Source organism: Thermogutta sp., from assembly GCF_014359955.1.
GTDB lineage: Bacteria > Planctomycetota > Planctomycetia > Pirellulales > Thermoguttaceae > Thermogutta.
Genome location: NZ_JACIYL010000613.1, coordinates 1 through 2768, shown reverse-complemented (window position 1 = coordinate 2768; position 2768 = coordinate 1). Strand labels below are relative to the sequence as shown.

Genomic DNA, 2768 nt, shown 5'->3' with positions numbered 1-2768 from the left:
AAGTTCTTCAATCCCTCGGCTGCTCTTGGGACATCTGTTACGTGGACGACGGTTCCACCGACGAAACTCCACAAAGGCTTGCCCGGATTGCTGAAAAAGATGACCAAGTCCAGGTCATCTTTCTTACCCGACGTTTCGGTCAGGCGGCGGCACTCCGCGCAGGCATGGACGCCTCGCATGGGGATGTCGTCATTACGCTCGACGGGGATCTCCAGAACGATCCGCGAGACATCCCCCATTTCCTGGCAAAAATCGCGGAGGGCTACGATATCGTCCACGGCTGGCGATTGCACCGGCAGGATTCCTTTTTGCATCGGCGACTTCCCTCCCAGGTGGCCAACTGGCTAATTCGGAAACTGACGGGCGCCCCCACACCCGATTTGGGCTGCGGGATCCGCGCGATGCGTCGCTGGGTGGTGGAACATCTCGAACTGGTGGGGGACATGCACCGGTATTTGCCCATCCTGGCACGCGACCTGGGGGCAAAAAGCACGGTGATCGTCGTGAATCACCGTCCGAGAAGATCTGGAAAAAGCAAATACGGATTGCGCAGATTTTTCGCGGTTCTGGCGGACCTGCCCCTGATTGTGTTCCTCACCCGCTATCGATGGAAACCCATCCGCCTGATGGCAGGCCTGTCCGCCGTGGCCGGATGCCTGGGGACCATGACCGCGGTACCGGGGCTTGTCTGGACCGCCCTGGGGCGTTTGCCCCTCGGCATTCCGCTTCTGGCGGCAGCGGTTGTCTCGTGGGGAATGAGTCTTGTTCTCCTGGCTCTGGGACTGCTCGCCGAACTTCACATCCGCACGGCCACCACCGCAGCAAGAAACGGACCGTATCTGATCCGCTCTTTGATTTCAAACAGAGACCAGGCCAGAGTCGTCCGATTTCCGCAGCCGCCATCCGGCGTGAGCTCGGGCCGAACAGGTTCCTACGGCTGAAGGCCGAGTCCGGTGGTTCTCGCGAGGTTTTCCTCTGTTCGCTCTCTTTATGAAGGGAATCATCTAAAACCGCGTCACCATCGGACGGGTGACTTATCTTGCGTTATGCGACTGGGGAGTCCGATCATGGCACCCGCCGCAGGTGATAGAGCCGCAAGGTGCTCGGAGGCGGCAGCGGCCCCGGACGAGGTCGGTCCCGATGGGGGGGCAACGTTTCCCATTTGAGGACGTAGGTGTCCCCTTCAGGCGGATGGCCCGAGTCCCAGGCCAGGCGGACCTCCATTCCGGGAAATTCAGATTCCCGGCGTGTCATCTCTGCGGGGAGCCGGACGGTGTGCCGACACGTGTCCATCGGACGCAACGTCTTCTCGTCGAGCACCCAGGTGCCACTTCCATACTGACTGTGGCTGAATCTTTGACAAAGATAACCCGCTTTCACAATCTGGACGGGGCCCGCCGTAATTTCCGCCCCGATGCTCCCCCCGCCCGAAAATTCCCAGCGATAATCCCAATCACTTGTTTGATAAATGACCCAGTGATCCTTTTCCCACCGAGCATTGTAGATTTGGCTTCGGCCAGACTGGTCATACTTATGATAGGTGACAATCGGTCGGTGCTGGGTGTCGAACCCCACATGATGCCCGACGTTGATCAGTCCCAGTTTGACGGGTACCGGATCGACAATCACACCCGGCGTCGCTGGTGTGATGGGGAGGGTCAGAGGCGTGCCATCAACCGTTTCCCAGTGGACGAGATCACGGCTTTGGGCATAGCTGATGTCGTGGTTAGTGCTGCAGTCGGGCGTGTCCCGCCACATCCAGCAGAGATGCCACAGTCCGTCTGGACCCAGAATCGGCCCCGACGGATAGGCACTCATTTCCTCTCCTCCATCCAAAAGCGGGACCGGCAAAAGACGTCGCCAGGACTGTGATTCTGCGTCGTAAATATTGAAAAGCTGACGCCCGCGACCGCTAGCACCGTCGCGGTAATAAAAGATGAGGCTGCCATCTGGCGTCGTGATGAAATGAGGATAAGTGACCCGGTCTTCATTCTCCCCAACCATTTTGTGAACGGGGATCAAACTGTGCAGATCATGCGGCGCGGTCATCCGGAAATAAATGAGCGGCGTCACATGCATGTTGCCGCTGACGTGGAGACAGCCGCGTTTATCCACCGCCATCACGATGCTGTTATGACTGTCCCATCCCACCGACGTGGGCAGCTTTTTAAAGCGAAAATGTGATTCATCGAGTTTCCGCTGTCCGACAACCATCTGCCGCTCGGCGTCATAAAAGGCGACGTACTGGTAGGGCGGAACCGTGAGGAGAAAGAAGCCTACCGGATGACCTGCCCACACCGGCCCGATGTCGCACGCATCCAGGACTTCCCACTTCTCCGTGACAAGATCGCAAGGTGCGTTCGCCGCCCACACCACTGCAAGGCACGTCCAGAAGAATGCAAACATGAACCCGTCCTCATCGAGAAAAAGGTCACTGTCGAGGGCTGGCCGGTGCCAGGTTTCTCAAGAGTATAACTGGAAATCGTTCTTCGGGGAGAGACACAGGTGGGGTAATCAGCTTGATCGCTGATGCCAATCAGGCGTTTTAGACAGCATCCGAGCGAAAGTCTTCTGAGAATCGCCCGCTACCGTTTGCCGGAAAACTCAGAAAAAATTGGCCTTCCTTAAACCGGCAACTCCGAATCGGTGTTTCGCAAGAACCACACCGAGCGACCGCACCCGTTACAACTGTAACCGCTTGTAATCGCTTAGGTACCCCAATCGAAGACAACACGTTCGAGAAGAGAAACAACCGAACGAGAACGAGT

General features: G+C 57.6%; 2 protein-coding genes. One reads left to right on the top strand and one right to left on the bottom strand.

The annotated features are described in order from the left end of the window. Positions 1 to 941 (top strand): glycosyltransferase family 2 protein (locus tag H5U08_RS15025; protein ID WP_297034812.1); only part of this gene is annotated, 941 nt, incomplete at its 5' end. A 124-nt stretch (positions 942 to 1065) separates the two neighbouring features. On the opposite strand, the gene H5U08_RS15020 is transcribed toward H5U08_RS15025, so the two are convergent. Further along, positions 1066 to 2406, bottom strand: coding sequence for a BNR repeat-containing protein (locus tag H5U08_RS15020; protein WP_297034809.1), 1341 nt, complete (start codon positions 2404 to 2406; stop codon positions 1066 to 1068). Between the last annotated feature and the right edge of the window lie 362 nt (positions 2407 to 2768).

Bases quoted from the DNA above. Each gene is read 5' to 3' on its own strand.
- H5U08_RS15020 (WP_297034809.1), bottom strand. From the start codon at position 2,406: ATGTTTGCATTCTTCTGGACGTGCCTTGCAGTGGTGTGGGCGGCGAAC.